A 25,404-nucleotide genomic window follows, 5' to 3' on the forward strand; every position below is an offset into this window, starting at 1 on the left:
ACGTTGTCCCTGATGACTGCCGTCGGCCATCCCGCCCCCGCCGGAGGCACTCAACGCGGGGTCCGGGAAGTTCGTAACTCCCCGGCGGGGGTCCAGGGAGCAGCGCCCCCTGGCCAACGTCTGAGCCCCCAAGAACCGCCCGGATCAGTCCAGCACGGCCTCGGCCGCGGCACCCGGGGTGCGGGCGCGGCGGAGCAGGAGGAGGAGGGGGATGGCGGCGGCGGACACCAGCATCATCAGCTTGAAGTCGTTGTTGTAGGCGATGATCACGGCCTGACGGGTGATCTCGGCGTTCAGCGCGGCGCGTCCGCCTGATGTGGCCAGGTTCCAGGCATGCTGGGCGGCGGGCATGTGCAGGGCGTCGTTGAAGGGGGTGACGAAGCCCGCGAGTTCGGCGTGCAGGGCCTGGGTGTTGCGGCCGAGCATGAAGGTGACGAAGGAGATGCCGATCGCGGAGCCGAGGTTGCGCATCAGGGAGAACAGGGCGGTGCCCTGGGTGCGGAATTCCGACGGCAAGGTGGCGAAGGTGATGGTGGAAAGGGGCACGAACATGAAGCCCAGCCCCATGCCCTGGAACACGCCGTTGAGGATCAGCGTGCGCTGCGACACGTCCGGCGTGTAGCCGGTCATCTCCCACAGCACCCAGATCGTCAGGCCCAGCCCCAGCAGCACCAGGGCGCGCGGGTCCACGCGGTTGATCAGGCGGCCCACGATCACCATCGCCACCATGGTGCCCATGCCGCGCGGCGCCAGGATCAGTCCGGCGGTGATCACGGGGTAGCCCATCATGTTCTGCAGGTAGGGCGTCAGCAGCGCGAGGGTCGCCAGCAGGATGATGCCGACGATGAAGATGAACAGCAGCCCGACACTGAAATTGCGGTCGCGGAACAGGCGCGGGTCGATGAAGGGCCGGTCGGAGGTGAAGCTGTGGGCGAGGAACAGGTAGAAGGCGAGCCCCGCCAGCGCCGCTTCGAGCATGATCTCCACGGAGGAGAACCAGTCCACCTGCTCGCCGCGGTCCAGCATCATCTGGAAGGCGCCGATGGCGACGCTCAGCGTCAGGAAGCCCAGCCAGTCGAAGCGCAGGAGGGAGGTCCTGGACTCCGTCAGGAAGGCGGACAGGCCCAGGAAGGTCAGGATGCCGACGGGAAGGTTGATGTAGAAGACCCAGCGCCAGTCGTAGCTCTCGGTCAGCCAGCCGCCCAGCGTGGGGCCCAGGATGGGGCCGACCATCACGCCGACGCCCCACAGCGCCATGGCGGAGCCGTGCTTCTCCTTGGGATAGCTGTCCAGCAGCACGGATTGCGACATCGGCACCAGCGGCGCGCCGAACACGCCCTGCAGCAGCCGGAACACCACCATCTGTTCCAGCGAGCCGGCGAGGCCGCACAGCACGGAGGCCGCGGTGAAGCCCGCCACGGAGAACAGGAACAGCCGCTTGCGCCCGAAGCGCGCGGCCAGGAAGCCCGTCACCGGCGTCATGATGGCGGCAGCCACGATGTAGGAGGTCAGGACCCAGTTCACCTGGTCCTGCGTCGCCGACAAGCTGCCCTGCATGTAGGGCAGCGCGACGTTGGCGATGGTGGTGTCCAGCGCCTGCATGATGGTGGCCAGCATCACGCAGGCGGTGATCACCCCGCGGTTGGCGGCGGCACCGGCGGCCGGGCTGCCGGCCGCACCGCCGGCACTGGTGCTGCCACCGGAAGCCGCGCCGGTGGCACCGTTGCTTCCGGCCGCGGAGGCGCTGGCCCCGGCCATCGCGTCAGAAGCCCACGGCCTGCCGAAGGTCGTGCATCAGCCCCGCCAGGGAGCGCGTGTGGCCGGTGTCCACCGCCACGTCCACGCTCATGCCCGCGCGCAGCGGCGGCGCGTCGGGGGGCGTTTCGATCTCCAGCCGGATGGGGATGCGCTGCACCACCTTGACCCAGTTGCCGCTGCTGTTCTGCGCCGGCAGCACGGAGAACTCCGCCCCGGTGGCGGGGCTGATGCTGTCCACCCGCGCGTGCCATTCGCGCCCGGGATAGGTGTCCACGGTGACGGTCGCCGGGTTGCCGGGCAGCAGGTAGGTGAGGTCGGTCTCCTTGGGGTTGGCCTCGATCCAGGCGTGCTCGGTGGAGACCAGGGAGAAGCCGGGCTGCGCCGCGGGCAGGTACTGCCCGACCTGCAGGGCGTTCACGTTGGTGACGATGCCCGCCATCGGCGCGGTGACCACGGTGCGGTTGAGGTCGCGCCGCGCGCTGTCCACCCGGGCCTGGGCGGCCAGGAAGCGCGGGTTCTGTTCCGCGGTGCCTTCCGCCCGGCCGCCGAGCTGCGCCAGCGTGGCTTCCGCCTGGCGCTGCGCCACGGTGACGCGGTCGCGCGCCTGGTCCAACTCGCGCCGCGCCTGGTCGAAGGTGGCCTGGGCGGCGATGCCGCGGCGGGTCAGCTCCTGCTGGCGGCCGAAATTGGTGGTGGTGAACTCGATATCCGTGCGCGCCTGCGCCACCTGGGCGAGGCTCTGGCGATAGGTCGCCTGCAGGGTCGCGATCTCGTTGCGGACATTGCCGAGATCGGCCTCGGCGCCGGCCAGGGCGATGCGGAAGGGCTCCTGATCCAGGCGGAACAGCACCTGCCCGCGCTCCACGCGCTGGTTGTCGCGCACGGCGATGGCCGACACGATGCCGGACACGTCGGTGGCGACGTTGAGCTTGTCGGCGCGGACGTAGGCGTTGTCGGTGGACACGGTGCGGCCGCCGGTCAGGTACAGCGCCACGCCGCCGGCCAGCACCAGCACGGGGCCGAGCAGCAGCAGCGTGCGGCGCAGCCAGCGGCGGCGCGGGCGCGGGGCGGCCGGGGGTGGCGCGGCGGCCGGGCGGCTTTCCGCCGGGGCGTCACGGGCCACGGGCGCTTCCGGCCTCGCCTCGCCCGACGCGTCCCGGCTGGTGGGCGCTTCCGCCGTCACTTCGCGCAGACGGGCCGGGCGCGGCAGCGTTTCCAGCCGCGGCGGGGTGCCCGCCTCCACCGCCTCGCCCTGGGCCAGGACCTTGCCGCTATCCATAGCGCACCTGCTCGTCGCTCTCGTCGGTGTTGGGGCTGCGCCCGGACAGGTTGGCCCGGGTGGTCAGCAGGATCTCCACCAGCCGCTCGCGCTCAGCCGCGGAGATGCCGGCGAAGGCCTCCTCGCGCGTGGCGGCGCCGATCTCGCGCATCCGGTCCAGCAGGGGATGGGCCGCTTCGGTCAGGTGCAGCAGCCGCAGCCGGCGGTCGGTGGGGTGCAGGCGGCGCTCGATCATCCCGGCGGCCTGGAGCTTGTCCAGGATGCGCACCAGGGTGATCGGCTCCAGCTCCAGGATCTCCGCCAGGGCGCCCTGGTGCAGCCCCTCGTTGCGGCACAGCACCGCCAGCACCTGCCACTGCGCCCGGGTCAGGCCGAGGCCGCGCGCCTTCTGCTCGAAGCGCTTGCGCAGCAGCCGGGCCGTGTCGTGCAGCAGGAAACCCAGGTTTCGTTCGGGCGAGTCCATAGCTGGCCTTCCGATAGCCAGAGCAATCTATGAGCTTGCTTATGATCCGCCAAGCCGAACGGCCATGCGCGGCCCTGGGCGGAGCAACGCTGCCGGAACATGCTTCGGCGGAAAGGAGGAGGAAGGGTGCCGCCGGTCCGCTCAGGCCGGGGCCGGGCGAAGCCGAGCCGCTTCGCCGTCGCGGCGCCGATCCGGCCGCCGCGGGTTACTGCCGGAGCGCGCGCGAGCGGCGCGCCCCGGCTCAGGGCCGCATCACGCCGCGGTGGCGGAGTCCAGCATCGCCCGGGCCGCCAGCAGGCGGTCCATGGCGCGGTCGCGCGCGGCGGGGGTTTCGGCCGCGGCCACGGCGAGGTCGGTCTCGGCCTGGCTGACCATCTGCTCGGCCTCGGACCGCGACAGGTTGGCCACCGGCTTGGCGTCGTCGGCCAGCACGGTGACGCGGGTCGGCGTGATCTCGGCGAAGCCGCCCATCACGAACAGCTTCTCCGTGTCCGCGCCGTTCTCCCGCACCCGGATCACGCCGCCCCGCAGGGCGACGATCATCGGGGCATGGCCGGGCAGCACGCCCATCTCGCCTTCCGCCGCCGGGACGGTGACCATCTCGACGGGGCGGGACAGGAGCAGGCGTTCCGGGCTGACCAGTTCCAGCTCGAAGGTATCGGCCATGTTATTCTCCGGACCCGCCGCGCATCAGGCCGCCTGCTTCAGCGTGTCGGCCTTCTTCACCGCGTCCTCGATGGTGCCGACCATGTAGAAGGCGGCCTCGGGCAGGTGGTCGTACTCGCCGGCCACGATGCCCGCGAAGGAGCGGATGGTGTCTTCCAGCTTCACGAAGACGCCGGGGGTGCCGGTGAACACCTCGGCCACGTGGAAGGGCTGGCTCAGGAAGCGCTGGATCTTGCGCGCCCGGTTCACGGTGAGCTTGTCCTCCTCCGACAGCTCGTCCATGCCCAGGATGGCGATGATGTCCTGCAGCGACTTGTAGCTCTGCAGCACGCGCTGCACTTCGCGCGCCACGCGGTAGTGCTCTTCGCCCACCACGCGAGGGTCGAGGGCGCGGGAGGTGGAGTCCAGCGGGTCCACCGCCGGGAAGATGCCCAGTTCGGCGATCGAGCGGCTCAGCACGGTGGTGGCGTCGAGGTGGGCGAAGGAGGTGGCGGGCGCCGGGTCGGTCAGGTCGTCGGCGGGCACGTAGATCGCCTGCACCGAGGTGATCGAGCCCTTCTTGGTGGAGGTGATGCGCTCCTGCAGCGCGCCCATGTCGGTGGCCAGCGTCGGCTGGTAGCCCACGGCGGAGGGGATGCGGCCCAGCAGCGCCGACACTTCCGCACCCGCCTGGGTGAAGCGGAAGATGTTGTCGATGAAGAACAGCACGTCCTGGCCCTGCTCGTCGCGGAAGTATTCCGCCATCGACAGGCCGGACAGCGCCACGCGCGAGCGGGCGCCCGGCGGCTCGTTCATCTGGCCGTAGACCAGCGCCACCTTGGAACCCTCGGTGGAGCCGTTCTCGCCGAGCTTGATGACGCCGGCGTCGATCATCTCGTGGTACAGGTCGTTGCCTTCGCGGGTGCGCTCACCCACGCCGGCGAAGACCGACACGCCGCCGTGGCCCTTGGCGATGTTGTTGATCAGCTCCTGGATGGTGACGGTCTTGCCGACGCCGGCGCCGCCGAACAGGCCGATCTTGCCGCCCTTGGAATAGGGCGCCAGCAGGTCCACCACCTTGATGCCGGTGACCAGGATCTCGGCCGAGGTGGACTGGTCCTCGAAGGCCGGGGCGGCGCGGTGGATGGTGTAGCGCTTGTCGCCGGTGACCGGGCCGCGCTCGTCGATCGGCTCGCCGATGACGTTCAGGATGCGGCCCAGCGTGCCGGCGCCGACGGGCACGGAGATGCCCGCGCCGGTGTCCACCACCTCGGTGCCGCGGACCAGGCCGTCGGTGGTGTCCATGGCGATGCAGCGCACGGTGCGCTCACCGAGCTCCTGCGCCACTTCCAGCACCAGGGTGCGGTCGCCGACCTTGGTGGTCAGGGCGTTGAGGATGTAGGGCAGCTCGGAGGGGAACTGCACGTCCACCACGGCGCCCAGCACCTGGGTGATCTTGCCGACGTTGTTCTTCATGGATCTGCGTCCCTCAGACGGCCGAGGCACCGGAGATGATCTCGATCAGCTCCGTGGTGATGTTGGCCTGTCGCGTGCGGTTGTAGTTGAGCGTGAGCTTGTTGATCATGTCGCCCGCGTTGCGCGTGGCGTTGTCCATGGCGTTCATCTGGGCGCCGTAGAAGCCCGCGACGGACTCCAGCAGCGCGCGATAGAGCTGGATGGACAGGTTCCGGGGCAGCAGGGCGGTGAGCAGCTCCTCCTCGCCCGGCTCGTATTCGTAGAGCGCGCCGCCATTCGCGGCGGCGGCGCCGGTGTCGTTGGCCGGCAGGGCGGCGGGGATCAGCCGCTGTTCGGTCGGGACCTGCGCGATCACCGACTGGAAGCGGTTGTAGATCAGCGAGCAGACGTCGAACTCGCCATTCTCCAGCATCGCGGTGACGCGGTCGGCCACGGCCTGCGCCTGCTCGAAGCCCATGCGCTTGACGGCGGCATAGGAGATCTCGCCCACGAAGCGCGAGCCCAGCTCACGCTTCAGGTAGGCGGCGCCCTTGCGGCCCACGGTCAGCACCTTGACCGTCTTGCCCTCGGCCTCCAGCGCGCGGATGCGGTTGCGCGCGAAGCGGCCGGCATTGGTGTTGAAGGCACCGGCCAGCCCGCGCTCGCCGGTCACCACGATCAGCAGGTGCACCTGGTCGCGCCCGGTGCCCACCAGCATGCGCGGCGCGTCCGGGCTGCCCGCCACCGCGGCGCCGAGGGAGGCGAGCATGCGCTCCATCCGCTCGGCATAGGGGCGGGCGGCCTCGGCCTGCTGCTGCGCGCGGCGCAGCTTGGCCGCGGCAACCATCTTCATCGCCTGGGTGATCTTGCGGGTGCTCTTCACCGAGGTGATGCGCGCCCGCAGGCTCTTCAGGTTCGCCATCGGCCCCCTCCCCTTGCCCCCGCGGCCTTACGCGAAGGACTTGGCGAAGTTGTCGAGGAAGCCGACCAGCTTCTTCTCCGTGTCGCCGGAGATGGTCTGCTCCGTGCGGATCGCGGTCAGGATCTCCGGGTTCGCGGCGCGCAGCTCGCTCAGCATGCGCGTCTCGAAGGAAACGACTTGGTTCACCGGGATCTTGTCGGTGTAGCCGCGGGTGCCGGCGAAGATCGACACCACCTGCTCCTCCACCGGCACGGGCGCGAACTGCGGCTGCTTCAGCAGCTCGGTCAGCCGCGCGCCGCGGGCCAGCAGCGCCTGGGTGGAAGCGTCGAGGTCGGAGGCGAACTGCGCGAAGGCCGCCATCTCGCGGTACTGCGCCAGCTCGCCCTTGATCTTGCCGGCGACCTGCTTCATCGCCTTGATCTGCGCCGCCGAGCCCACGCGGGACACGGAGATGCCGACATTCACCGCCGGGCGGATGCCGCGGTAGAACAGCTCGGTCTCCAGGAAGATCTGGCCGTCGGTGATGGAGATGACGTTGGTCGGGATATAGGCCGACACGTCGCCCGCCTGCGTCTCGATGACCGGCAGGGCCGTGAGCGAGCCGGCGCCCAGCTCGTCGTTCATCTTCGCCGCCCGCTCCAGCAGGCGGGAGTGCAGGTAGAACACGTCGCCCGGATAGGCTTCGCGGCCCGGCGGACGGCGCAGCAGCAGCGACATCTGGCGGTAGGCCACGGCCTGCTTGGACAGATCGTCATAGATGATCAGCGCGTGCATCGCGTTGTCGCGGAAATACTCGCCCATGGCGCAGCCGGTGTAGGGCGCCAGGAACTGCATCGGCGCCGGGTCGGACGCGGTGGCGGCGACGATGATGGAGTATTCCAGCGCGCCGCGCTCTTCCAGCGTGCGCACCAGCTGCGCGACGGTGGAGCGCTTCTGCCCGATGGCGACGTAGATGCAGTAGAGCTTCTTGTTCTCATCCTCGCCGGCGTGGGCGGCCTTCTGGTTGAGGATGGTGTCGATCAGCACCGCCGTCTTGCCGGTCTGGCGGTCGCCGATCACCAGCTCGCGCTGGCCGCGACCGATCGGGATCAGGGCGTCGATCGCCTTGACGCCGGTCTGCATCGGCTCGTGCACGGACTTGCGCGGGATGATGCCCGGCGCCTTGACCTCGACCTGGCGGCGCTCGGTGGAAACGATCGGGCCCTTGCCGTCGATCGGGTTGCCCAGGCCGTCCACGACGCGGCCCAGCAGGCCCTTGCCCACGGGCACGTCCACGATGGTGCCGGTGCGCGACACCGTGTCGCCCTCGCGGATACGGGTGTCGTCGCCCAGCACCACGATGCCGACATTGTCGGATTCGAGGTTGAGCGCCATGCCCTTCACGCCGGCGCCGGGGAACTCCACCAGCTCGCCGGCCATGACGTTCTGCAGCCCGTAGCAGCGGGCGATGCCGTCACCCACGGTCAGCACGGTGCCGACCTCGGACACGTTGGCATCCGAATCGAAGCCGGCGATCTGCTTCTTCAGGATGTCGGAAATTTCGGCGGGACGGATGTCCATATCAGGCGGCCCCCTTCATGGCGTAGCTCAGGCGCTGCAGCCTGGACTTGATGGATGTGTCGTAAAGGCGCGACCCGATCTTGAGGACCAGGCCACCGAGGAGAGACGGGTCGAGATGCTCGACCAGCCGGACGTTGGAATACCCTGCCTCCGTCAGGCGCGCCGCGATCTGCGTGCGCTGCGTGGCGGTCAGCGGGTGGGCGGTGGTGACTTCGGCGGTCTGCTGGCCGCGCTGTTCCGCCAGCAGGGCGCCAAAGGCGCTCGCCACCTGCGGCAGCACGCCCAGGCGCCGGTTGTTCACCAGCACGCCGACGAGGTTGCGGACGTCGCCGCCCAGCCCGGCGCGTTCCAGCACGGCGAAGGCGCCGTTGCGCTGGGCGGTGCTGTCCAGGCGCGGGTCGGACACGAAAGCCTGAAAGGAAGCATCATCGCGCCACAGGGCGAAGAGCGTGTCCATGTCGGCCGCCACCGCGTCCACCTGCTTGCGCTCGCGCGCCAAGTCGAGGAGCGCCTGCGCGTAGCGCTGCGCGAGGCCGGTGGGGGCCGGCGCGTCGGGAGAAACGGTGGTCGCTTCGGAGGCCACGAGGGTTCCCGTTATCCAGTGGGGTGGGCCGCGGCATGCGGCCGGGCGCGCAAGCGGGGCAACCCCGCTACGGCGGGCGCGCCTTAGCATGATGTAACCTGGGGCGGCAACCGAGGGGGCGGCGGTTTCGTCATCCGCAGGCCGGGGGCGCGGAACCTGCCTGTCCCGCGAGGTTGCCGGGGCACCGTGCCCGCGGCTTCGCTTGCCCACCCGCAACCCCTGTCGGAAAATCTTACGCAGACAGGGGGTCCTTATCGGAAGTCTTTACAGTTTGCTTGGCCCGCCGACCCTTCGCGCCGACAACATATTGAAGCAGAACACTTCCCTGAACTGGCACTGCGCTTGCTGTCCTGGCGTCCTATTATTGTCCACGGGGGAACGTCAGTTGAGACTCGGATATTTTCTGCGGGCTGCCAGCTTCTCGGTCGCCCTGCTCTCGGCCGGGACGTCCTTTGCCGCCACCATCGTGACCTCGCCCCAAGGCCTGTTCACCAATCCCGATCCCACCAACGCCGCAGGCCCCGGTGCCGGGCTGGATAGCTGGTTCGCCAACAACGTCCGCGCCAATGGCAGCGCGGGCATCACCTCGACCTTCGCACGCAGCGGCAACGGGTCCATCGAGTTCCGCGGCCCCGCCGGCGCCATCACCGCCAAGGCCGATTTCGAGTATTGGTTCTCGCCGGCCAGTCAGTTCCTGCTGTCGCAGCTCGGCCTGCTTTCCTTTGACTGGTACCGTGACCCTTCCAGCACGGCCGCCGCGCACCTGCATCCCTCGCTGCGCCTCCTCGTCAGCGATTTCAACGGCCACATGGGCTACCTGGTCTACGAGGGCATCTACAACAACACGCCCACGACGCAGGGCGTCTGGAACACGGTGAATGTGGTCGGCGGCGGGACCGACAAGTTCATCTGGAACACCGGCTCCCTGAACCCCACCCTGGACTACGGCAAGACGGCCGCCGACTGGGCGGCGCTGCTGCCGAACCTCACCGTCATCGCGCTGAGCACGGGCATCGGCTCGGGCTGGAACGGTTCCTTCGCGGGCGGGGTGGACAACATCTCCTACTCCGTCGTCGGCGGCGCCGTGACGACCTTCAACTTCGAAACCACCGCGGCGGCCGTGCCCGAGCCGGCCTCGCTGGCGCTGTTCGGCCTCGGCCTCGCGGCTCTCGGCCTGGTTCGCCGGCGCAAGGCGGCCTGAGCCACCGGGGCGGGCCTGCCGGGCTGAGCCCAGGAGGCCTGCCTCCCCTGCTTGCTCGGGGCGGCCTCCGGGTCAGGCGGCGCTGGCGGCCTCGGGCCGGGAAGGGGCGAGCTGGTCGCGCAGCCCTGCCACGATCCCGAAGGAGCGCAGCCGGGCCCCGTGGTCGAAGATCTGCGCCGTGATCATCAGCTCGTCGGCCCCGGTTTCGGCCAGGAAGCTCTCGATCCCCTGCCGAACCGTATCCGGGGCGCCCACCACGGCGCAGCTCAGGGCGTGCTCCGTGCCGGCGCGCTCCATCGGCGACCAGCGGCCTTCCATGCTGTCCACCGGCGGCGGCAGCATGCCCGGCGTGCCGCGGCGCAGGTTCACGAACTGCTGCTGCAGCGAGGTGAAGAGCCGCCGCGCCTCGGCGTCGGTGTCGGCGGCCACCACGTTCAGCCCCAGCATGACGTGCGGCTTGGCCAGTTCCTCGGAGGGCTGGAAGCGGCTGCGGTAGACCTGCAGCGCCGCCATCATCTGGTCGGGCGCGAAGTGGGAGGCGAAGGCGAAGGGCAGCCCCAGATGCGCCGCCAGCTGGGCGCTGAACAGGGAGGAGCCCAGCAGCCAGATCGGCACGTGGAGCCCCGCCCCCGGCACGGCGCGCACGGCCTGGCCGGGCTGGGCCGGCTGGAAATAGCCCTGCAGCTCCATCACGTCCTGCGGGAAGCTGTCGCCGTCGCCGCCGGAGGTGCGGCGCAGGGCGCGGGCTGTGCGCATGTCGCTGCCCGGCGCCCGGCCCAGCCCGAGGTCGATGCGGCCGGGAAAGAGGCTTTCCAGCGTGCCGAACTGCTCGGCGATCACCAGCGGCGAATGGTTGGGCAGCATGATGCCGCCCGAGCCGACCCGGATGGTGGAGGTGCCGGCCGCCACGTGGCCGATCACCACCGCCGTGGCGGCGCTGGCAATGCCGGTCATGTTGTGGTGCTCGGCCAGCCAGTAGCGCTTGAAGCCCAGCCGCTCGGCATGGCGGGCGAGGTCGAGGGTGTTGCGCAGGGCCTGCCCGGCATCGCTGCCGGCGGGGATGGGGGACAGGTCGAGAACGGAGAAGGGAACCACGGGGCAGTCTCCGGGATGCGGATGGCCCCGGGCGCCGCACCGCGCGCATCGCGGGGCCGCACCGAAAGGGACCGTTCGGTATCAGATGGCGACGCGGGGCGCCCGCTGCCACCCCGAACCGTCGCGGGGCTGGGTCCCGGGAGCGCGCCCGCGGCGTCGAGGGGGCAGAACAAGGCCGGGGGAGTGAACTCCCCCGGTCCCCCTCCTTTTTTCGGGAGCGAAAGTGCGCCACCGGCCACGGGCGCACCCGAAAAACTCCCGGAAATAGAAGGGGGTCCGGGGGGATACCTCCCCCCGGCTTCCTTTACTCCGCGGCGCGCGGCAGCTCCGCCAGCCGGGACAGCGGATAGATGGCGGTATGGCCGCCCTGCACCGGCAGGATGTGGCAGTCCACGCCGTAGACGCGGGCCAGCCGCTCGCGGGTCATGGCTCCGGCGGTGTCGCCGTCGTGCAGCAGCACCCCGTTTTCCAGCATCGCCACGGCATCGGCGTAGCGGGTGGCGAGGTTGAGGTCGTGCAGCACCATCACGGTGACGATGCCGGTGCGGCGGGTGTGCTCGCGCACCAGTTCCAGCAGGTGCAACTGGTTGGCCAGGTCCAGCGCCGAGGTCGGCTCGTCCAGCAGCAGCAGCCGGGGCTGCCGCACCAGCGCCAGCGCGAGGGCCACCATCTGCCGCTGCCCGCCCGACATCTCGCCCGGGGCGCGCTGTGCCAGGGGGTGCAGGTGCAGCAGGTCCAGCATCGCCTCGGCGCGCCGAAGGCTCTCGGGGGTGGCGCGCCAGTCGGCGCGGCCGCCGTTCTGCGCCAGCAGCAGCAGGTCGAAGGTGGTGAGCTGGGCGGAGACCTGCGTCACGCCCTGGGCGACGTAGCCGATCTGGCGGGACCGGTCGGCCGGGCTCAACGCCGTCAGGTCCTGCCCGTCCAGCAGCACCTTGCCGCGGGCGGGCAGCAGCCCGGCCAGGCCGCGCACCAGCGTGGTCTTGCCGGCACCGTTGCGGCCCAGCACCGCCAGGCACTGCCCGGCCTCCAGCGAGACGCTGACGCCCTTGACCACGGGGTGGCGGCCGATGCGGACGTGCAGGTCCTCGATCCGCAGCATCAGCGGGCCACCCGCCGGCGGCCGTAGAGGATCTGCGCCAGGAAGAAGGGCACCCCCAGCAGGGAGGTCACCATGCCGATCGGCAGGATCAGCCCGGGCAGGATCAGCTTGCTGGCCAGCGAGGCCAGCACCAGCACCAGCAGCCCGCAGGCCGCCGTGACGGCCAGGGAGAAGCGCTGGTCCTCACCCACCAGCAGCCGGGCCATGTGCGGCCCCACCAGCCCGATGAAGCCGACGATGCCGATGGTGGCGGTGGCGGAGCCGGCCATGACCGCGGCGGCCACCAGCATCAGAAGCCGCAGCCGCTCCACGGGGATGCCCAGCACCACCGCCCCGTCGCCGAAGCCGCGCAGCGCCGTCATCGCCCAGGCCCGCGTCAGCAGCGGCGGCACCACCACCAGCAGGATGGCGGCGTTGATGGCGATCTTGGTCCAGGTGCCGCGCTGCAGCGAGCCGAGCAGCCAGAACACCAGGGTCTGCAGCTGGTTGGCGTCGGCGAAGTACTGCGCGAAGGCCAGCAGGGCGGAGAACACGAAATGCACGGCGATGCCCAGCAGCGTCACCGTTTCCACCCCCATCCCCGTGCGCCGCGCCAGGAAGGCCACCGCCAGCACGGTGACCAGGGAGAACAGGAAGGCGTTGGCGGACACGATCAGCTCCGCCGGCACCCAGGCCGCCAGCCCCAGCAGCGAGGTCTGGAACACGATGGCCAGCGCCGCCCCGAAGCCTGCCGCCGAGGAGATGCCGAGCGTGAAGGGCTCGGCCAGCGGGTTGTTCAGCACCGTCTGCATCAGCGAGCCCGACAGGGCCAGGGCGATCCCGGCCAGGGCGGCGGTGAAGGTGACGGGCATGCGGATGTCCCACAGCACCACCCGCACCACCGGCTCCACGGAGGAGGGGGAAACCAGCCCCGCCAGCACCTGCTTCAGCGTCAGCGTGCCCGACCCCACCACGAGGTCGGCCAGCATGGCGAGCAGCCCGGCCAGCACCAGCGCCACCAGCAGCAGCACGCGCCGCGCCACCGAGCGACGATAGGTGCGGACGGCGACGCCCGGCGCTTCCGGCAGGCCCGGCACGGCGCGGGCGTCCGTCGCCGGAACGCTCCCGACCGGGCCGGCTTCGCCCGGAACCACGGCAGCCAGGGCCGCACCGCCCGGGACGGTGCCGGGCAGCACGGCGGCGGCCGGACCGGTGCCGGCCGGCATGCTCATGCCCGGCACCATGTCTTCAACGCAGGCTTCCCACCGCCGGGGCCTGGGCCGCGAACAGGAAGGGCTCGGGCGGCACGCGGGTGAAGCGGGACAGGATGGTGTTCCAGGTGGCGGCGGGGTCGAGGTCGCGGAACTGGTCGGGGTAGAGGAACTTCGCCAGGTATTCGAGGCCGACGATGTTGTAGGCGTGGTTGTAGAAGCCGTGCCAAATGCCGAAGACCCGGTTGTTCTGCGCCGCCGGGGTGGCGGCGAAGCCCGGCCTCCCTTCCAGCCGGCCCAGCGCCGCCTGGGCCGGCGCCTCGGCGGAGGGCACGCCGAAGGGCACGCTCACCGCCCCGGCGCCGTTCCAGCCCGCCGTCGTCATCACGTAAACGTCCGGTCGCTGCGCGATCACGGTTTCCAGCGTCACCTCGCCGCCGGTGCCGGTGATCAGCTCGGCGCCGATGTTGCGGCCGCCCAGGGTTTCCACCAGGCTGCCCCAGCCGACGCGGGCCTGGGTGTTGCAGCACTGGTTCGGCCCGCCGATGCCGGCGCGGGCCTCGATGAAGACCCGCGGGTGCTGGCTCTGCGCCGCCACCGTGTCGCGCAGGCGCTTCAGCCGGGCTTCGGCGAAGTCGGCGTATTCGGCGGCCTCCGCCTCGCGGTCCAGCGCCTGACCGGCCAGCCGCACGGAGCGTATGGCATTGTCGGCGGGGTCGTTGAAGGTATCCACCAGCAGCAGCGGGATGCCCAGGGAGGCCAGGCGCTGGTCCGCCCCGGTCTCGGTGAGGGAGGTCATGGCGCGGCGCTCGGCGATCACCAGGTCGGGGCGCTGTGCCAGGATGCGTTCCGCATCCACCTGGCCGTTGTCGCCGAAGCCCATGTCGGGGATGGCAGCCGCCGCCGGCCAGCGGCCGCGCAGAACCTCCCAGTTCGCCACGTCGGCGCGGCTGGGGATGTTGTTCCAGATCACCACCCGCTCGAAGGGGTTCTCGCGGTCCAGCAGAGCGAGGAGGGCGATGTTGCGCCCGTCCTGCAGCACCACCCGTTGCGGGCGCTTGCTGATCACCACCTGCCGGCCGGCGAGGTCGGTCACCGTCAGCGGGTACTGGGTGGCGCGGGCCGTGCCGGGCAGCAGCGGGGCCGCGGCCAGCAGGGCGCCCAGCAGCGCGGCCCGGGTGGCGGAACGGCGAAACGCGCGCAACAGCGTCGTGGAAACGGTCGGCATGGGGAGGGGTCCTGCCAGGGGGCTCGCGGCGGCGCATCTCTTGCGGCAGATGCGAATGGATTGCAACGGCCGACACGCCTGCGGGAGCCTTCCGCCGCCCCTGCTTGTGCTCGGCCCCATCCCGGCGAATATCCTTCACCGATCGCCGAGGGACACCCACGCCGTATGCCAGCTTCCAGCAGCCGACGGGCCGTGCTGCTCGCCGCGCCAGGACTCGTCCTGTCCGGCTGCGCGGCCCAGGCGCAACGCGCCGCCCTGCCCGACTTCGCCGACCTGGCCGACCAGGTGCTGCCCGCGGTGGTCAACATCGCCGTGACCGGGGAGCAGTCGGCGCAGATCCCGGCCGAGCTGCGCGGCACCCCCTATGAGCGGCTGTACCGCGAACGCCGCGGGCGGCAGCAGGTGCAGGGCGCGGGCTCGGGCTTCGTGATCGACCCGTCCGGGCTGATCGTCACCAACAACCACGTGGTGGGCAACGCCAACCGGGTGGTGGTGGCGCTGCAGGACGGCCGGGAGCTGGAAGCCCGCGTCGCCGGCACGGACGAGCTGACCGACCTCGCGCTGCTGCGGGTGGACCCGCGCGGCACCAGCCTGCGCGCCGTGCCCTGGGGGTCCAGCGGCAGCCTGCGGGTCGGGCAATGGGTGATGGCGGCGGGCAACCCCTTCGGCCTGGGCGGTTCCGTCACCACGGGCATCGTGTCCGCCCGCAAGCGCGACATCAACGCCGGCCCTTTCGACGACTTCATCCAGACCGATGCCGCCATCAACCCCGGCAATTCCGGCGGCCCGCTGTTCAACCTGTCCGGCGAGGTGATCGGCATCAACACCGCCATCTACTCGCCCTCCGGCGGCTCGGCCGGGATCGGCTTCGCCACGCCCTCCGACCTCGCCCGCGGGGTGATCGAGCAGCTGCGCCGCGAGGGCCGGGTGGAGCGCGGCTGGCTGGGCGTGGCGGTGCAGGACAACCCGGCGGAGAACCGCCCCGGCGCCCTGGTGCAGGGGGTGGAGCGCAACAGCCCCGCCGCCCGCGCCGGCCTGCGCCAGGGCGACGTGGTGGTAGCCATCAACGCCGAGCGGGTGGAAACTTCCCGCGCGCTGATCCGCAGCGTGGCGGGCGTGCCGCCGGGCCAGACCATCCGGCTGGGCCTGCTGCGCGACGGCCGCACGCAGGAGATCACGGTGCAGGTGGGCCGCCGCCCGGCCGGCACGGGGTAGCACGCTCCTTTTCCGGCCGCGGCACGGGGACGGCCGCAGTCCCGGCCCGGCCGGGGCGCCCTTTCCGCGCGGCGTGGCCGCGCCGTCCGGCCCGGTGTCGCCGGTGTCCCGGCGGTCGAACTGCCCGACCGAACCGCCGCCCCGAACTACTTCCTCGGATCGCCCCGTCCCGGCACGGCCGGAATGGCGAGCGTCACAACTCCCTTCCGGAACTGTCCATGTCGGTCGCTGCCCCCACCCGCACCCTGCGCCGGCCCCTGGTGCTGGCCTGCGTCATGGTCGCCATGTTCATGGTGGCCATCGAGATCACCATCGTGGCCACCGCGATGCCCGAGATCGTCCGCCATCTCGGCGACTTCTCGCTCTATGCCTGGGTGTTCTCGGCCTTCCTGATGTCGCAGGCCACCACCACCGTGATCTACGGCCGGCTGGCCGACCTGTTCGGGCGCAAACCGGTGCTGATCGCCGGCATCGCCATCTTCCTGGTGGGCTCGCTGCTCTGCGGCCTGGCCTGGTCGATGCTGTCGCTGATCCTGTTCCGGCTGCTGCAGGGACTGGGGGCCGGGGCGATCCAGCCGGTGGCCAGCACCATCGTCGGCGACCTCTACAGCGCCGAGGAGCGCGCCCAGATCCAGGGCTACCTGTCCAGCGTCTGGGCGGTGGCGGCAGTGATCGGGCCGCTGGCCGGCGGGGTGATCATCGGGCAGCTGAGCTGGCCCTGGATCTTCTGGATCAACATCCCCCTGGGCGTCGTCACCATCGCCGGGCTGCTGCTGTTCCTGCCCGAAACCGTGCAGCGCCGCCCGGCCTCGCTGGATTATCCCGGGGCCGCGCTGTTCGCGCTGGCGATCGTGTCGCTGCTGATGGTGCTGACGCTGCTGGGCGGCGAGTCCGATTGGCGCGGCACCGGCAGCCTGATCTTCGGCGCGCTGTTCCTCCTCAGCCTGCCGCTGTTCCTGTGGCAGGAAGCGCGCACCGCCTCACCGATGGTGGATCTGAGCCTGTGGTCGCAGCGCACCATCGCCGCCGGCAACGGCGCCACCTTCCTGTCGGGGATGACGCTGATCGGCCTGACCTCGCTGCTGCCGATCTTCGTGCAGGGCGCGCTGGGCCGCTCCGCCCTGGCGGCGGGCTTCACCCTGACCGCGCTGGTGGTGGGCTGGCCGCTGGCCTCGGCCGTGTCGGGCTGGTTCTTCCGCCGCTTCGGCACGGCGGGCACGGCCCGGCTGGGCACGGGGCTGATCGTGCTGGGGGCGGCGCCGCTGCTCGCCCTGGGGGTGGAGAGCGGCCTCGCGGTGCCCTGCATCGCCTCCTTCGTGGTGGGCTTCGGCATGGGGCTGCTCAGCATCACCTGCCTGGTGCTGATCCAGGGCAGCGTGGACTGGTCGCGTCGCGGTGCCGCCACCGCCTCCAACCTGTTCGCCCGCACCCTGGGCAGCACGCTGGGGGTGGCGGTGCTGGGCGGCGTCCTGAACCTCGGCCTGCACGCCGCCCTGCGCGATGCCGGGGAGAGCGACGCCGCCGCCACCCTGCGCATCCGCGCCGCCCTGGGCGAGGCCGGCACCGCCGCCGCCGACCCCGGCATGCAGGCGGCCATGCAGCACGGGCTGCACCTGGCCTTCTGGGCCGTGCTCGCGCTGGCAGTGGTGACCTTCCTGCTGGCCCTGATGATCCCGCAACGCGAACTGAGCCACCTGTCCGGCCCGGCCACGCCGCGGCGCTGACTGCGCCCGGCTGTATGACCCGCCGCGCCCCAGCGGTCCGGGCCGGGGTTGCGGGTGGAGCGGGTTGTTCTGGGTGGCCGGGGCGTTGGCCAGGGGCGCTGCCCCTGGACCCCGCCGGGGAGTTTAAACTCCCCGGACCCCACTTGAGTGCCTCCGGCGGGGGCGGGTCGGACAGGGTGGTCCATTATGACGGCCGTCGGCCAACCCGCCCCCGCCGGAGGCACTCATGAGGTCGAGGAGCCTAAGCTCCTCGCGGGGGCTCCAAGGGGGCAGAGCCCCCTTGGCCACGGCCGGAACACCCAAGACCACCCGTCTCCACCCGGTCCCGAGACCTGGCCCGGGCCAGAGCGATCCCCGCCCGGCCCGTCAGCCGGCCGGGGGCGTCGCGGCCGGGCCGCCGAGGGCGCGCACGGCGGCTTCGCAGCGTTCGGCCACGCGGGTCCAGCCGGCGCGGTCGTTGTTCTCGTCCGCGAAGTGCAGCGGCGGGCCGAGGCGCAGCTGCAGCGGGGCGGCGCGGGGCCAGCGGCGGGTGGCGGGCCAGGCGGCGAAGGCGCCGTCCAGGAAGCAGGGGACGACGGGGATGTCGGTGCCGGCCACCAGGGCGCCGAGGCCGGGCTGGAACCGGCCCATGCGGCCGTCGCGGGAGCGGGTGCCCTCGGGGAACAGGATGAACACCGGGGCGTCCTCGGCCAGGCGCTGGCGCAGCGTGTCGAGGTCGCGGCGGCTGGTGCGGCGGCGCCACACCGGCAGGGCGTTCACGGCGTAGGCGGCTAAGGCGGCGCCCAGGGTGCTGCCGAAGAAGTGGTCGCCGGCGGCCAGGGCATAGGCCCGCCGCGCCGCCGGTCCCGGCAGGGCCGCGGCCAGGCACAGCGCGTCGAGGTGGGAGGAATGGTTGCCCACCAGCACGAAGGGCGGCTCGGCCGGCAGGTGTTCCCGCCCCACCACCTGCAGCCGGTGGAACAGCCCGAGATAGCCGCGCACCGCCCGGCGCCAGCACCAGCCCAGCGCCGCGCCGCCCAGCCCGGGTTCCCGCAGCTGCGAGCGCAGCCGCTCGCCCGGCGTCAGCCCGAGGTCGCGGGCGGGCTTCAGCTCCCAGTTCATCACGGTCCGCCGGTGAGCAGGCGGGTCGGCTGGTCCAGCCCGAAGCCCACGAAGTAGCCGACGAAGTGGAACACCGCCGGGGCCACCAGCAGCAGGCTGTTGAAGCGGTCCAGCACGCCGCCGTGGCCGGGCACCGCGGCGCCCATGTCCTTGATCCCGAGGTCGCGCTTAACCGAGGACAGCATCAGGTCGCCGCACTGCCCGGCCACGCTGACCAGCACGCCGAGCAGCAGCAGCCAGTGCGGCGCGGCCAGCGGGGTGCCGGCGAAGATGCGCGACCCTACGAAGGCCACCAGGGCGGTGGTGACGACCAGCGCCCCCAGCGCGCCGGACACCGTCTTGTTGGGACTGGTGCGCGGCAGCAGCTTCGGCCCGCCGAGCAGCCTGCCCGTGGTGAAGGCCGCCACGTCGTTCAGCGCCACGGCGCAGAGCAGCAGCAGCACCAGCGGGCGGTAGCCGGGGTCGTTGGCCATGTAGCCGAGATGCGCCAGCCCGGCGCCGAACAGCACGAAGGCGAAGAGCGCCAGCGCGGTGCGGCGGATGTAGCCCTCCGGCCGATCCTGCGGGATCGTGCCCACGGCGATGGCGATGGTGGCCAGCGGCCAGAGCGCCACGAAGAACCCGTACCAGTGGTCCAGCGCGGCGAAGTTCACCGCCAGGATGCCGGCCACCACGATCGCCACCGTCCAGTAGTCCCGGAACAGGCCGGTGGCGCGGTCGTATTCGCGCAGGCACACCAGCCCCAGCAGCGTCACCGCGCCGATCGTCCACACCCGCCCGGCCAGCACCGGGCCCAGCATCAGCGGCAGCAGCACCGCCCAGGCGCCCAGGCGCAGCCACAGCTCCCGCCGCAGCGCGGGCGACAGGCGGCCGGCCAGCGACAGCGCGCCGATCACCGCCGCCGCCAGCAGCAGCACCCCCAGGGCGGCGAGAACGATGCCGACCGTGACGGGGTGCTCGAAGGCGCGGCCCCAGCCCTCGGGCGCGGTGGGGCGGATCATGCGCGGCCGCCCCGCAGCGCGCGGGCGGTGCCCCCCAGCCGCCGCGCGGCCGTCCACAGGCTGCCCGCCGCGATCACCCACAGCGTTGCCGCCGGCAGCAGCGGCAGCGTCCCTTGCCAGGACCCCGGCGCCAGCGCGCCCCAGACGCCCAGCGCGGTGGCCAGCGCCATGCGCTGCTGCTTGGCCATCGGGCCGCGGAAGTCGCTGGGCGCGCCGGCCGCCTTGCCGACGGCGCGGACATAGGCGGTGGCCATGGCCAGCAGCGCCGCCAGCAGGCCCAGGCCCCAGTTGCCCGCCGCCACGCCCAGCCCCAGCAGCACGGCGGTGTCGGACACGCGGTCGGGGACCTCGTTGAACAGCTCGCCCACCGGCGAGGCGATGCCGCGCCCGATCGCCACCATGCCGTCGAACAGGTTGCACAGCAGCCGCGCCTGCACCAGCAGCGCCCCCAGCAGCCAGAACGGCCGGGCTTCCGCGGGCCACCACGCCGTGCCGGCGAAGCACAGCCCGGCCAGGGTCCCCGCGGCCATCCCGGCCAGGGAAATGCCGTCGGGCGAGGCGCCGCGCCGGATCAGCCAGCCAGCCACCCGGCCGGTCACGGCGAGGTTGCGGGCGGCGATGGGCCGCCGGTCGCCGCTCATGCCCTGCCCATTCCCATCCCGTTCCGCGACTCGTTGCGACCGCATCCCTACCATGCCGGCGGCGGCCCCGCGCGCTTCGCGGCGCGGCGGCACCGGCCTGGCGCGGGCCCCAGCTCCCGGGAGGCTGGCCGGCACCTTCCCCTGGCGCCGGGAGCACCGGCCTGCCACGGCAACCGCGCCGTCGGTGGTCCGCAGCGCTGCCACCCGGGCCCGGGTGGCCGCCGCCCCTCCCCCTGGCCCAATCCCGCCCCCCGGCTGTAATCTCTCGCCGCCCCGGAGGATCACGGATGCGCATTTTGCTGGTGGAGGACGACGCGGAAGTCGCCCGCTTCGTCGTCAAGGGCCTGCGCGAGGCCGGCCACACCGTGGAACACTCCGCCAACGGCCGGGACGGGCTGTTCCTCGCCGCGTCGGAATCCTTCGACATGCTGGTGCTGGACCGCATGCTGCCCGGCGGGGTGGACGGGGTGCGGCTGGTGGAAACGCTGCGCGCCCAGGGCAACCGCTCGCCGGTGCTGTTCCTGTCGGCGCTGAGCGCGGTGGACGAGAAGGTGAAGGGCCTCAAGGCCGGCGGCGACGACTACCTGACCAAGCCCTTCGCCTTCGCGGAGCTGCTGGCGCGGGTGGAAGCGCTGGGCCGCCGCCCGGCGGTGGACGCGCCGGCCACGCGGCTGAAGGTCGCGGACCTGGAGCTGGACCTGCTCAGCCGCACCGTGACGCGGGCGGGCCAGCGCATCGACGTGCAGCCGCGCGAGTTCCGCCTGCTGGAACACCTGATGCGCCATGCCGGCCAGGTGGTGACCCGCACCATGCTGCTGGAGAAGGTCTGGGACTACCACTTCGACCCGCAGACCAACGTCATCGACGTGCACGTGTCGCGGCTGCGGCAGAAGCTGGACAAGGGCTTCGAGAAGCCGCTGATCCACACGGTGCGCAACGCCGGCTACATGCTGCGCGCGGAACCCTGACCGCGGTGCCGACGCCGCGCCGCCGGGCCCTGGCGCGGCTGCTGGGCGGTGCCGGCTTCCGCATCGCCGCCTTTTTCGCCGCCGTGTTCCTGCTGGCCGGCCTCGCCTTCGGCGCGGTGCTGTGGTGGGGCACCGCCGGCACGCTGGACCGCCGCACCGACGCCGCCATCCGCGCCGATGCCGGCACCCTGTTCGAGCGCTGGCGCGAGAACGGCCGCGCCGCGGTGACGGAGACGATCGCCGAGCACCTGGCCGAGGATGTGGAGGACCAGGCGCTCTACCTGCTGACGGATGCCGCCGGGCAGCGGCTGGCCGGCAACCTGGAAGTGCCGCGCGGCGGCTTCGACCCCCTGCAGCGCTGGCAGACCCTGTCCCTGCTGCGCGAGGGCGTGCGCACCGAGGCGCGGGTGTTCCGCCTCGACCTGCCCGGCGGCGACCTGCTGGTGGTGGGCCGCGACGTGGAGGACAAGCTGCAGCTGCGCGAGCTGCTGACCGAGGGCATCGCCTGGTCCGCCACCGCCGCCGTGCTGCTGGCGCTGATCGGCGCCTGGCTGCTGCGCCGGGCGCTGGAAGACCGCCTCCGCCCGGCCGCGGAGACCGCCGTGGCCATCGCCCAGGGCGACCTGAACCACCGCGTGCCGCTATCGGGCCGGGACGACGAGTTCGACCGGCTCGGCCTGACCATGAACGCCATGCTGGACCGCATCGCCGCCCTGATGGCCGGGGTGCGCGGCGTGTCGGACGCCATCGCCCACGACCTGCGCACCCCCATCGCCCGGGCCCGCGCCAAGCTGGAGGAAGCCCTGGCCAGCGCCCCCGACACCCCCGAGGGCTGCGAGGCACCGGTGCTGCGGCAGGCCGTGGAGCGCGGCATCGCCGACCTGGACGGCATCGCCCGGGTGTTCCAGGCGGTGCTGCGCATCGCCGAGGTGGAGGCCGGCGCCCGCCGCGCCGCCTTTGCCCGCTTCGCGCTGGGCCCGGTGCTGGCCGACGCCGCCGAGCTCTACGGTGCCTCGGCCGAGGAGCGCGAGCAGGTGCTGAGCACCGACATCGCCGGCGAGCTGGTCCTGGTGGGCGACCGCGACCTGATCCTGCAGGCGGTGGCCAACCTGCTGGACAATGCGGTGAAGTTCACCCCGCCCGGCGGCACGGTGCGGCTCGAAGCCCGCACGGCGCCGGGCCCGGCCGGGGAGATCCTGGCCGAGGTGGCGGTGACCGATGACGGCCCGGGCCTGACCCCGGCCGAGCGCGAAAGGGCCGGCGAGCGCTTCTTCCGGGCCGACCGGGCGCGCGCCACCCCCGGTTCCGGCCTGGGCCTGTCGCTGGTGCGGGCGGTGGCGACCCTGCATGGCGGCCGCCTGTTGCTGTCCGACGCCCGGCCGGGCACGGAACGGCCGGGGCTGCGCGCCGTGCTGGCCCTGCCGCTGGCCGGCCCGCCGGCCGCCGCTGCCACCACCCCGCTCCTGGCCGCCCCGGCGGAGCGGGACGCGACGGCATGACGGCGCTTTCATGCCACGCTCACCCTCCCGAAGCGGCGGAAAGCGCAGCCTGTGCCCCATGCCAGCGCCCGTGCTGCCGTTTCTGCTGCTCCTGACCGGGGGGCTGGCCGCGGCTTCGTCCCCCGCGACGGTGGCCACGGCCCCGGCCGAGAACGGCTGGCGCGTCCGCCCCGACAGCATCGAGTATTGCCGCGAACTGGCCGACCGGCTGTCCGTGCTGCCGGGCGGCGGGCAGGAGCCGGCCCGCAGCCTGGGGGCGGAAGGCGCGCGCCTGTGCCAAGCGGGCCATGTCCGCACCGGCGTGGCCAAGCTGCGCCGCGCCATCCGGGAAGCGCAGGGCAGCTAGGCGCCCGGAACCCTCCGCGGCGGTGCCACATTTTCGGCGCGGGGGACGCTCTAAGAAGATCTTGCCGAAATTCTGAGGCGCGTTCCGATCACGCATCTGGCAAGGATCGCGACCGCCCCCACCTGGGACGAGGTATGTTGCTCAAGACATCTTTCCCCGGCTCGCAACCCCTGCGGGCCGTGGTGGCCATCCCCGCCCGCGACGAAGCCGACAGGATCATCCCCTGCCTGCTTGCCCTGGCGCAGCAGCGGGGCCCCGGCGAGCGACCCCTGCCTTCCGGCAGCTTCGGCGTGGTGCTGCTGGTGAACAACACCAGCGACGGCACCGCCGCCGCGGCCCGGGCCCTGGAACCGCGCCTGCCCTTTCCGCTGCGGGTGCTGGACGAGCACCTCCCGCCCCCGCGCGCCCATGTCGGCTGGGCCCGGCGCCTGGCGCTGGACGCCGCCGCCGACTGGGCCGAGGCCGCCGGCGCCCTGGCGATCCTGGGCACCGATGCCGATGGCCGGGCCGAGCCGGGCTGGGTGTCCGCCCTGCTGGCGGCGCTGGAAGGCGGCGCGGATGCCGTGGCCGGCACCTTCGTGGCCGACCCCGAGGAAGAGGCGCGCTTCCTTCCCCCCGCGACCCGGGCCCGCTACGCGCAGGAGGAGCACTACGCGCGGCTGGTGGACCGGCTGGCGGCGCTGCTGGACCCCGATCCGCACGACCCCTGGCCGCGGCACGATACCCATTCCGGCGCCAGCTTCGGCCTGACGGTGGCCGCCTACCGCCGGCTCAACGGCATGCGGCCGGTCAATGTTTGCGAGGACCGGCAGCTCTTCACCGACCTGCGCGCGCAGGATGCCCGCATCCGGCACGTGCTGGACGCGGCCGTGCAGGTGTCCTGCCGGCTGGAAGGCCGTGCCACCGGCGGCTGGGGCGAAACCACCCGCGCCCGGATCGAGCGGCCGGAAGCCTTCGTGGACGTGCGGCTGGAACGGCTGCCCGACGCCCTGCACCGCATCACCGCCCGCGCCCGGACGCGGGTGCTGTGGCAGGCCGTGCGCGATGCGGAGCCGGTGCCGATGGTGCTGGCCGACCGCGTGGCGCGCCAGCTCGGCCTGCGGCGGGAAGCCCTGATCGGCCAACTCTTCCAGCGCGTCTTCGGCGCCTGCTGGGCGGCGCTGGAGGTGATGAGCCCCGGCCTGGTGCACCGCCGCTTCCCGCCCGACCGCTTGGCCGCCGAGATCCGGGCCGCGGAACGGCGCCTGGCGCGGGAACTGCAGCGGGCGCGGTCGGCGCCGCGGCGCATCCCGGCCGGCAACCTCCTCGCGGCCGACTGAAGCGCAGGGACCGCCCGCGCCGGGTGGCGGACTGAAGCGACGGGGCCGCCCGCGCCGGGTGGCCGGCGCGGGCTCGTGTGCCGGCCGGGGGCGCCGCGGCCCTGGCGCGGCCGGGGAATGTTGCGGATACTCCCGCCCATGCGCCTGCTCGACATCCCGGCCGCCACCACCACGGGGGAGAGCCCCGTCTGGGACGAAGCCTCCGGCCGCCTGTGGTGGGTGGATATCCAGCGTCCCGCCCTGCACCGATCGGTGCCCGCCACGGGCGAGACGGAAAGCTGGACCCTGCCGGAGGATGTGGGCAGCCTGGCGCTGTGCCGCTCCGGCGCGGTGCTGGTGGCGCTGCGCTCGGGCGTGTACCGCTTCGAGCCCGGCAGCGGCGCCCTGGACCGCATCGCCGCCCCCGAGCCCGACCGTCCGACCAACCGCCTCAACGACGGCAAGGCCAGCCCCGAAGGGCGCTTCCTGGTCGGCTCCATGGACGACCGCGCGGACAAGGAAGCGGTGGCCGGCCTTTACGCCATCTCCCCCGGCGGCGGCTGCGAGCGGCTGGTGGACGGGCTGATCATCTCCAACGGCCTCGCCTGGAGCCCGGACGGGCGGACGCTGTGGCATTCCGACAGCCGAATGCAGCGCATCTGGACTTCGAGCTACGACCCCGAGACCGGCCGCATCGGCGAGCGGCACGAGGTGGTCGTGGCCGACAGCGCGGTGGGCCGCTGCGACGGCGGCGCGGTGGACGTGGAGGGCGGCTACTGGTCCGCCGGCGTCGGCGCCGGGGTGCTGAACCGCTGGCTGCCCGACGGCACGCGCGACCGGGTGATCGAGCTGCCGGTGAAATGGCCGACCATGCCCTGCTTCGGCGGGCCGGGGCTGCGCACGCTCTTCCTCACCAGCCTGCGCAAGGAGGGCGACGGCCCGGCCGAGGGCAGCCTGGTGGAGCTGGATGTCGGCATCGCCGGCACGCCCGTGGGCCGCTTCGCGGACTGAAGCGGCACGGTACGCGTCCCCTGGTGCGGCGGCGGCCGGGCGTCCGGCCAGGGGGCGGCCCGGCCGGGGAGTCACCCGCGGGCCACGGCCGGGGCCCGACGCGGTTGCGGCGGCACGAACGC

General features: G+C 72.5%; 23 protein-coding genes. 8 read left to right on the top strand and 15 right to left on the bottom strand.

Going from position 1 to position 25,404, the window contains the following annotated elements:
* Positions 1–144: 144 nt before the first annotated feature.
* The 8 genes from ACLIBK_RS06320 to ACLIBK_RS06355 form a co-directional block, all read right to left on the bottom strand.
* Positions 145–1,758, bottom strand: a complete 1,614-nt coding sequence (locus tag ACLIBK_RS06320) for a DHA2 family efflux MFS transporter permease subunit (protein WP_415386387.1) — start codon at positions 1,756–1,758, stop codon at positions 145–147.
* Between the two features lie 4 nt (positions 1,759–1,762).
* On the bottom strand, positions 1,763–3,037 hold the full coding sequence (locus ACLIBK_RS06325; RefSeq protein ID WP_415386388.1) for an HlyD family secretion protein: 1,275 nt from the start codon (positions 3,035–3,037) through the stop codon (positions 1,763–1,765).
* Positions 3,030–3,500 (bottom strand): MarR family winged helix-turn-helix transcriptional regulator, encoded by a 471-nt coding sequence (locus tag ACLIBK_RS06330; RefSeq protein ID WP_415386389.1) that lies wholly within the window; start codon positions 3,498–3,500, stop codon positions 3,030–3,032. The genes ACLIBK_RS06325 and ACLIBK_RS06330 overlap by 8 nt, the downstream gene beginning before the upstream one ends.
* A 252-nt stretch (positions 3,501–3,752) precedes the next feature.
* Entirely contained in the window at positions 3,753–4,166 is a 414-nt protein-coding gene (locus ACLIBK_RS06335) for a F0F1 ATP synthase subunit epsilon (RefSeq protein WP_415386390.1), read from the bottom strand.
* A 24-nt stretch (positions 4,167–4,190) separates the two neighbouring features.
* Positions 4,191–5,621 (bottom strand): F0F1 ATP synthase subunit beta, encoded by a 1,431-nt coding sequence (atpD, locus tag ACLIBK_RS06340; protein ID WP_415386391.1) that lies wholly within the window; start codon positions 5,619–5,621, stop codon positions 4,191–4,193.
* 13 nt (positions 5,622–5,634) lie between these two features.
* Positions 5,635–6,522 carry a F0F1 ATP synthase subunit gamma gene (locus ACLIBK_RS06345; protein WP_415386392.1) on the bottom strand — a complete coding sequence of 296 codons (888 nt, stop codon included), beginning with the start codon at positions 6,520–6,522 and terminating at the stop codon, positions 5,635–5,637.
* Positions 6,523–6,549: 27 nt separating this feature from the next.
* The gene (atpA, locus tag ACLIBK_RS06350) at positions 6,550–8,082 is read right to left on the bottom strand and encodes a F0F1 ATP synthase subunit alpha (RefSeq protein WP_415386393.1); all 1,533 of its coding nucleotides are present in this window, start codon (positions 8,080–8,082) and stop codon (positions 6,550–6,552) included.
* 1 nt (position 8,083) lies between these two features.
* Positions 8,084–8,665: a F0F1 ATP synthase subunit delta gene (locus ACLIBK_RS06355; protein ID WP_415386394.1), complete on the bottom strand. Its 582-nt coding sequence runs from the start codon at positions 8,663–8,665 to the stop codon at positions 8,084–8,086.
* Between the two features lie 385 nt (positions 8,666–9,050).
* Between ACLIBK_RS06355 and ACLIBK_RS06360 the strand changes: the two genes are divergently transcribed.
* Positions 9,051–9,866: a PEP-CTERM sorting domain-containing protein gene (locus ACLIBK_RS06360; RefSeq protein ID WP_415386395.1), complete on the top strand. Its 816-nt coding sequence runs from the start codon at positions 9,051–9,053 to the stop codon at positions 9,864–9,866.
* Between the two features lie 72 nt (positions 9,867–9,938).
* Here the strand turns inward: ACLIBK_RS06360 and ACLIBK_RS06365 are convergent, their stop codons facing one another.
* The 4 genes from ACLIBK_RS06365 to ACLIBK_RS06380 form a co-directional block, all read right to left on the bottom strand.
* Positions 9,939–10,961, bottom strand: coding sequence for an LLM class flavin-dependent oxidoreductase (locus ACLIBK_RS06365; RefSeq protein ID WP_415386396.1), 1,023 nt, complete (start codon positions 10,959–10,961; stop codon positions 9,939–9,941).
* Between the two features lie 304 nt (positions 10,962–11,265).
* Positions 11,266–12,060: an ABC transporter ATP-binding protein gene (locus ACLIBK_RS06370; protein ID WP_415386397.1), complete on the bottom strand. Its 795-nt coding sequence runs from the start codon at positions 12,058–12,060 to the stop codon at positions 11,266–11,268.
* Entirely contained in the window at positions 12,060–13,271 is a 1,212-nt protein-coding gene (locus ACLIBK_RS06375; RefSeq protein WP_415386398.1) for a FecCD family ABC transporter permease, read from the bottom strand. The genes ACLIBK_RS06370 and ACLIBK_RS06375 overlap by 1 nt, the downstream gene beginning before the upstream one ends.
* 16 nt (positions 13,272–13,287) lie before the next feature.
* Complete coding sequence (locus ACLIBK_RS06380) at positions 13,288–14,478, bottom strand: ABC transporter substrate-binding protein (RefSeq protein ID WP_415386399.1); 1,191 nt, start codon at positions 14,476–14,478, stop codon at positions 13,288–13,290.
* Between the two features lie 165 nt (positions 14,479–14,643).
* On the opposite strand from ACLIBK_RS06380, the gene ACLIBK_RS06385 reads away from it, so the two are divergent.
* Complete coding sequence (locus ACLIBK_RS06385; RefSeq protein WP_415386400.1) at positions 14,644–15,693, top strand: S1C family serine protease; 1,050 nt, start codon at positions 14,644–14,646, stop codon at positions 15,691–15,693.
* Positions 15,694–15,911: 218 nt separating this feature from the next.
* Complete coding sequence (locus tag ACLIBK_RS06390) at positions 15,912–17,417, top strand: MDR family MFS transporter (protein ID WP_415386401.1); 1,506 nt, start codon at positions 15,912–15,914, stop codon at positions 17,415–17,417.
* A gap of 366 nt (positions 17,418–17,783) precedes the next feature.
* On the opposite strand, the gene ACLIBK_RS06395 is transcribed toward ACLIBK_RS06390, so the two are convergent.
* Genes ACLIBK_RS06395 through ACLIBK_RS06405 form a run of 3 tightly spaced genes read right to left on the bottom strand, consistent with a single transcriptional unit; the run spans position 17,784 to position 20,160 of the window.
* Positions 17,784–18,518: a lysophospholipid acyltransferase family protein gene (locus tag ACLIBK_RS06395; RefSeq protein ID WP_415386402.1), complete on the bottom strand. Its 735-nt coding sequence runs from the start codon at positions 18,516–18,518 to the stop codon at positions 17,784–17,786.
* Complete coding sequence (locus tag ACLIBK_RS06400; protein ID WP_415386403.1) at positions 18,518–19,519, bottom strand: phosphatidate cytidylyltransferase; 1,002 nt, start codon at positions 19,517–19,519, stop codon at positions 18,518–18,520. Before ACLIBK_RS06400 ends, ACLIBK_RS06395 begins: the two co-directional genes overlap by 1 nt.
* Positions 19,516–20,160 carry a CDP-alcohol phosphatidyltransferase family protein gene (locus ACLIBK_RS06405; RefSeq protein ID WP_415386404.1) on the bottom strand — a complete coding sequence of 215 codons (645 nt, stop codon included), beginning with the start codon at positions 20,158–20,160 and terminating at the stop codon, positions 19,516–19,518. The genes ACLIBK_RS06400 and ACLIBK_RS06405 overlap by 4 nt, the downstream gene beginning before the upstream one ends.
* 287 nt (positions 20,161–20,447) lie before the next feature.
* Here ACLIBK_RS06405 and ACLIBK_RS06410 point away from each other — a divergent pair, with 287 nt between their 5' ends.
* The 5 genes from ACLIBK_RS06410 to ACLIBK_RS06430 all read left to right on the top strand — a co-directional run bounded on the left by ACLIBK_RS06410 (position 20,448) and on the right by ACLIBK_RS06430 (position 25,282).
* Positions 20,448–21,128 carry a winged helix-turn-helix domain-containing protein gene (locus ACLIBK_RS06410; RefSeq protein WP_415386405.1) on the top strand — a complete coding sequence of 227 codons (681 nt, stop codon included), beginning with the start codon at positions 20,448–20,450 and terminating at the stop codon, positions 21,126–21,128.
* Between the two features lie 5 nt (positions 21,129–21,133).
* A complete protein-coding gene (locus tag ACLIBK_RS06415) occupies positions 21,134–22,627 on the top strand; it encodes an ATP-binding protein (RefSeq protein ID WP_415386406.1) in 1,494 nt (497 codons plus the stop codon).
* A 58-nt stretch (positions 22,628–22,685) separates the two neighbouring features.
* Positions 22,686–22,973, top strand: coding sequence for a hypothetical protein (locus ACLIBK_RS06420; protein WP_415386407.1), 288 nt, complete (start codon positions 22,686–22,688; stop codon positions 22,971–22,973).
* Between the two features lie 134 nt (positions 22,974–23,107).
* Complete coding sequence (locus tag ACLIBK_RS06425) at positions 23,108–24,292, top strand: glycosyltransferase (protein WP_415386408.1); 1,185 nt, start codon at positions 23,108–23,110, stop codon at positions 24,290–24,292.
* A gap of 138 nt (positions 24,293–24,430) precedes the next feature.
* Positions 24,431–25,282, top strand: a complete 852-nt coding sequence (locus tag ACLIBK_RS06430; protein WP_415386409.1) for an SMP-30/gluconolactonase/LRE family protein — start codon at positions 24,431–24,433, stop codon at positions 25,280–25,282.
* The last annotated feature ends 122 nt before the right edge of the window (positions 25,283–25,404 follow it).

This window comes from Roseomonas sp. BN140053 (genome assembly GCF_047690175.1).
In the GTDB taxonomy this organism is placed as follows: domain Bacteria; phylum Pseudomonadota; class Alphaproteobacteria; order Acetobacterales; family Acetobacteraceae; genus Roseomonas.